At 38.8% G+C, this 5,933-nt stretch carries 6 protein-coding genes; all 6 read left to right on the top strand.

Annotation, left to right across the window (positions count from 1 at the left end; all coding sequences use genetic code 11):
* Positions 1-527 (top strand): polymorphic toxin type 10 domain-containing protein (locus WAO84_RS16970; protein ID WP_340067333.1); only part of this gene is annotated, 527 nt, incomplete at its 5' end.
* Positions 528-529: 2 nt separating this feature from the next.
* Entirely contained in the window at positions 530-733 is a 204-nt protein-coding gene (locus WAO84_RS16965) for an Imm27 family immunity protein (RefSeq protein ID WP_340067332.1), read from the top strand.
* A 130-nt stretch (positions 734-863) separates the two neighbouring features.
* Positions 864-3,005, top strand: coding sequence for an RHS repeat domain-containing protein (locus WAO84_RS16960; protein ID WP_340067330.1), 2,142 nt, complete (start codon positions 864-866; stop codon positions 3,003-3,005).
* Positions 3,005-3,382 carry a hypothetical protein gene (locus WAO84_RS16955; protein ID WP_340067329.1) on the top strand — a complete coding sequence of 126 codons (378 nt, stop codon included), beginning with the start codon at positions 3,005-3,007 and terminating at the stop codon, positions 3,380-3,382. The genes WAO84_RS16960 and WAO84_RS16955 overlap by 1 nt, the downstream gene beginning before the upstream one ends.
* Before the next feature lie 158 nt (positions 3,383-3,540).
* Positions 3,541-5,136, top strand: coding sequence for an RHS repeat-associated core domain-containing protein (locus WAO84_RS16950; protein WP_340067327.1), 1,596 nt, complete (start codon positions 3,541-3,543; stop codon positions 5,134-5,136).
* A 13-nt stretch (positions 5,137-5,149) separates the two neighbouring features.
* Complete coding sequence (locus WAO84_RS16945; RefSeq protein ID WP_340067326.1) at positions 5,150-5,770, top strand: hypothetical protein; 621 nt, start codon at positions 5,150-5,152, stop codon at positions 5,768-5,770.
* The last annotated feature ends 163 nt before the right edge of the window (positions 5,771-5,933 follow it).

Genomic DNA, 5,933 nt, shown 5'->3' with positions numbered 1-5,933 from the left:
CTGGTGCCGTTTCAGATTATGCTCAAAATACAAGTTTAGAGGAGTTTGGGGCAGACTTAAAAGAAGTGGCAACGAATGTTGAAACGTATGAAAACCTTGCAGGTTCTTTGGTAGCTGCCGGTGCAGTCTCTAAAGTATCCAAATTAGGGAGTATTAGTAAAACCTCTAATCCAGTACCTGAACGATTGGCAAGAGTTAGAAATGCAAAGTATAGTGAGTCAGCTACTCTAGGAGCACCCGGGGCCGAAGATGTCTTTGTTACTGCTGCAAGTGATTTAAGGGGTATAACAACTGCTGAAGGTTTGGCAAAACGTTTGACGCTATTAGATAATGATGGTAACTTATTAAAAGGACCTTTCCAAGTTATTGAATTTGATACACCAGGTACTGGGCTGTCATCACCAGTATTTAGAAGTAACCCTGGGTTTATTGGAGGAGGAAAAACACTTGGAGGTGCACGCGAATTTACATTACCTAATTTAGATTTATCGCAACTTAAAGGAATCAATTTTGATATAAAATTCTAAAGATGAACAAAGATTATTATTATGGTAAAGAAGCCGATGATAAGGCAGAATCCCTTAAAGAAATTAAAGTTGACAGTAAAAACTGGAGAACATACTATCTTGATGAAAATACTAACGATAAGTATGTTATGGTATATTTAGAAAGTCATTTACAGGGAGGAGGGCCTCCAAGATTAATTAGGATAAGTGATTTTCCTTTTAGGTAAGTCATGACTAGTCCTTAAAAACCGTTACAAATTTAACATCTGGTACAATGACCCGCAGACTGGGGCCACTCCCCTCTATAACGGGAATATAAGTGAGACCCATTGGCGTACCGCCAATGATGATAGTTCTTTGAAACATTATCGCTATGAATATGATGCCCTGAACCGGATTACCGGTGCTACTGATAATACCGGGAACTATATTATAAGTGGTATTACCTATGACAAAATGGGGAACATAGAGACCCTAACGCGTCAGGGTGCCGTAGTTGAGCAACCGGAGTTGGGAACACCAGGTCATTTTGGGAGTATGGACATCCTCGATTACAATTATGACAGCGGGAACAAGCTGTTGAAGGTAAGCGATACCGGAAACAGTACCTATGGTTTTAAGGATGGTGCTAACCAAACTGCTGAATATACCTATGATGCCTTAGGGCAGCTTACCCAAAAGAAAACAGGAGGCACTGCGGGCAGCCCTTTACAGGAAGTAACCTACAATTACAATATACGGGGCTGGTTAAAAGGCATAAACGATGTGAATAGTACCACAAAATTGTTTAACTTTAGGATCCATTACAATGACCCGCAAAACGGGGCCACTCCGCTTTATAACGGGAACATTAGTGAGACCCATTGGCGTACGGCCAATGATGATAGTTCTTTGAAACATTATCGATATGAATATGATGCGTTAAACCGGTTGGTAAGTGCCACCCACTCCAATCCCAATTATACTCTGGGCTTAGTACAATATGATAAGATGGGGAACATCACAAAACTGACAAGGAACGGCCACCGGGATGTAAGTGCTTCGAGCTTTGGATTGATGGATGATCTTACCTACAGTTATCAGGGCAACCAGTTACAGGCCGTAGATGATGCCATAGCCGCCAGTGCGGTGACCGGTTTTAAAGACGGTGCCGAGGCCACGACCGAATACTTTTATGATGGCAATGGCAACATGACCCGGGATGATAATAAGGGGATTACGAATATCACCTATAACCATCTCAATTTACCCACGCAGGTAAGTTTTGCTAATGGGAATATTCAATACACCTATGATGCCACCGGGGCTAAGCTTCGCAAGACCGTTACCGATAACGGAAATATCACCACTACAGACTATTTAGGTGGTTATGTCTATGAGAACGGCCAACTACAATTTTTTAACACCTCCGAAGGCTATGTATATAAAGACGGAGGCGGGCAGTTTAGGTATGTCTATCAGTATAAAGATCACCTGGAGAATATTCGTGTAAGTTATAGCGATGGTAACGGGGATGGCACCATTACCCAGGACGAACTTATCGAAGAGAATACGTATTACCCTTTCGGGTTAAGGGTACGTGGGGTAAATGACGGCATAGGCGCTTTGGGTAACAGTGTGGCCCAGCGTTGGAAGTTTGGCGGGAAAGAATTGCAGGATGAACTGAATCTGCAATGGTATGATATTACCGCAAGGAACTATGACCCGGCTCTGGGAAGATGGATGAACATAGACCCCTTAGCGGAAATGATGCGTAGGCACAGCCCGTATAACTATGCGTTTGATAATCCTATCTATTTTATGGATCCCGATGGGATGGCGCCCTTCTCGACACATACTGACGAAGACGGTAATGTTTTGGCAGTCTATGACGATGGCGATCTCGGTGTTTATGCACATGAAAATGGAACGACAGCGGCTGACGTTGATAGGATACATTCAAATGGGAATACATCGGCTGGAGGTACTAGGAAAGGAGAAACACTTCATACTTTTTCTTTTGTTGACGGTGCTGAATTAGAAGAAGGGAATATAGTTGCTACTGGTAAGATTGATTTTGATAGTAAATGGGCTGAAAACAAGGTACAGACTGTATTAGATGATTCAAATGGAATAGTAGATTATGGACTAAATGCTGGTAGTGGTAAAGAATTTGATATCAAACTAGATGCGGTAGAAGAAGGTAAATCCGGTGGTATTTACTATGGTTCTCAAATCAAAGACGGCGTTTATGCATCGGCAAGGGATGCTGGTAACTTCGCGGCGGGAGCAAAAGCTGACAAAAGTGTTATACCCAATAGCAATATTATGTATGGATATGGTGCGTACAATGCAGGTGGTAATAATGCAAAAAATGCTTTATTTTCGATTGTCTCAGATTTGATAATTAGAGTCTCCGGAGGTGACAAAGGATTATTGCAAGCACCTAGTTATGGGGAAGACAAACAATCATATCTGGGTATAAATGCAGGTATGAAAAATTCTAAATGGTTTGATTAATGAATAAAAAATTAGTATTGATGTTTATTGTTATTATCGTGTCTTTAGGCTGTAATAACGATTTAGATAAAAAAGTTGTCATATCAGATGATGGACGCAATAGCCTCACGATTATAAGTAAGGATGGAGAGTATTATATATTCGAAGGCAAGTTAGACACTGATAAAATTCCTTTGACTGGTTATGTAAAAAATAAAGGAGTAGTTGAACATTTCAATGCACTCGTAAGATGGTCGAATGGACAAGTGGTCTTATATCACACATACGGAGTTTTTGATGAGTCGAAGAAACCAAAAAATATGATTTTAAACCGTACTACCGTTGAAGAATTTGAAAGGTTAAAGAAATTACCTGATTACGAATATTTTTATTATTAGAAAGAATTAGCAATTCATAACGATATCAATAAATTATAAACCACTCTTCGGAGTGGTTTATAATTGCAATACGTTTTGCAGTTTGGGGTAATGTAGTAAATTAGGTCATAGCGTAAGATATGATTTTAAATAGTTTAAAACCAATAACTATAACCTAAGTGGTATTTACCTACGACAAAACGGGGAACATAGAGACCCTAACGCGTCAGGGTGCCGTAGTTGAGCAACCGGAGCTGGGAACACCAGGTCATTTTGGGAGTATGGACATCCTCGATTACGATTATGACAGCGGGAACAGGTTGCTAAAAGTAACCGATACCGGAAACAGTACCTATGGTTTTAAGGATGGTGCTAACCAAACTAATGAATATACCTATGACGGGAATGGGAATATGATAGCAGATGCTAATAAGGGCATTACCAGCATTAGTTATAACCACTTAAATATGCCTACCGAGGTAGTATTTAATGGCAATCCTAATACGCATATCCAGTTTGTATATGATGCTGCGGGTATCAAACAGCGTAAGATCACAAATGATAATGGCAGTATTACCACGACCGATTACGCCGGGAACCAGGTATATGAAAATGGGAACCTTAAACAGTTTTATCATGCCGAAGGGTATGTAGAACCCGACGGGCAAAGTGGCTATCAGTATGTATATCAGTATAGAGACCATTTAGGGAATATAAGAATAACCTATGCCGATGATAATAGCGATGGCGTAGTAGGAGCCAGTGAAATGCGCAGAGAGCAAAACTATTACCCTTTCGGTATGGAACACCGTGGTTATAACACGGGAAGCTATGGCGCCAAAAATAACTTAAAAACCTATCAGGGGCAGGAGTTTAATGAAGACCTGGGACTAAACACCTATGAGTGGAAATACCGTATGAGCGATCCGGCACTGGGCAGGTTTTGGCAGGTAGATCCTTTGGCAGAGGAGTATGTATATAATGGTACATACAATTTTGCAGAGAATAGAGTTATAGATGGTTTTGAACTTGAGGGGCTTGAATGGGTTGATACAGAAAATGGATGGCAATACCAAGGTTATAATTATGGGCCGCAACCTGTACCTAATGGAGCTGTTGGTGTAGCACCAGCAGGTTCCTCCCCTGTTGCAGCATGGGTAGGTAATGCACCCATACCACAAACCGGACAGGTATTAAATGTTGGTGGACCAGATGGAACCGTTCAACAATTCCCTGCAAATGAGAACGGTATGGTTGAATTACCACATAGTGGAGAAGAGCAAACTGGCGCTAATTCTTCTGGCACTTATGAAATTGATGGTTACACTGTTTATGGTTACTATAATAGAAATGACGTTGCTGGCGCAGTTGAAGACCAATTTGGAACGCCTACGGATGTAGCCAATATGATAAATGCGATAGCTGAATTTAACGAAAACTCTTTGGTGGAAAATCCATTACAGATTGGTGATATGAGGTCTCCCACAAATGGGCCTACCAATATAAATACCACTGCTACCCACCATTCCAACAACGGAGCATTTGATGTACGTCTATTAGGTACAAATGGAGGGCTTCCTGGCGGAACAACTGTAAATAGTAACAATTATAGTTCTCAGAATACACAACTATTTATTAACGCTTTAGGGAATAACGGTTTTACTCGTTTTTTGATAGGCCCTAATGCGGTTAATTCTTTGAATAATAGTGGCTCCATCACAGTACAAAATGGAGGCGCAGTACATAATAACCATTATCACATAGATGTAGATTAAAAAAATATAGATTATGAAATATTTGTTATACCTAACTTATCTTCTATTGACAATTTCATGTAAAAATAGGAATGAAAAAGTATCAATAGAAAATAAAAGAATCAGAGATATAGAAGTAACGGAGAAAAGAAAGAGTAATATTGAGGTTCAAGACGAAACGGGGATTTATTATAAAAGTGATAAGATTGATTTGTTTAACTTCAATGAATTTCCTTTGTCAAAAGATATTGATGATATATCTAATAATGATACAGAAAGGTATAATGTGAATAGTGAACTTAGGAAATCTATTCTCGAAAAAGAAAACTACTATAAACTAGTATATTATAATAGTCTAATCGAAAATGAAGAGTTTAAAGTCTTTACAGTTTTTGGAAACTATGATTATTATACAAACATTTTATTGGTAGTTACTAACATAGAAAGAGATTCTTTAATTGATTATAAAGTTGTAGCATCAATAATGGGAGATGCTGATAATACCATAGAAATCAGTTCTAAGTTTTTAAATGCTGATTCTATAGAGATAATCACCGAAACTAAAAAATTAACTAAAAATGGAAATTTGAAGCTTATTGGGTCGGAAAAAGAACTTTTTAGTATAGGCTTAAACGGAAAAATCTTTAGAAATTAATAAATTATTAATTACAGTAGTTCGGTAGGGTAGTGTCCCAAACGGGTGCTTTAAAGAAAAGTCTTAGTTTTTAATTTGATTATCAATAATTTGTATTTAGAATAAACCTCTTAAAAGAGGCTTATGATGACTCATTGAAATAGCGAGAGTTTGTTAGAGCGCA

The sequence above is a fragment of the Ascidiimonas aurantiaca genome (genome assembly GCF_037646345.1).
Lineage (GTDB): Bacteria > Bacteroidota > Bacteroidia > Flavobacteriales > Flavobacteriaceae > Ascidiimonas > Ascidiimonas aurantiaca.
This window is presented reverse-complemented; position numbering and strand designations above follow the sequence as displayed.

Bases quoted from the DNA above. Each gene is read 5' to 3' on its own strand.
- WAO84_RS16965 (WP_340067332.1), top strand. From the start codon at position 530: ATGAACAAAGATTATTATTATGGTAAAGAAGCCGATGATAAGGCAGAA.
- WAO84_RS16955 (WP_340067329.1), top strand. From the start codon at position 3,005: ATGAATAAAAAATTAGTATTGATGTTTATTGTTATTATCGTGTCTTTA.
- WAO84_RS16945 (WP_340067326.1), top strand. From the start codon at position 5,150: ATGAAATATTTGTTATACCTAACTTATCTTCTATTGACAATTTCATGT.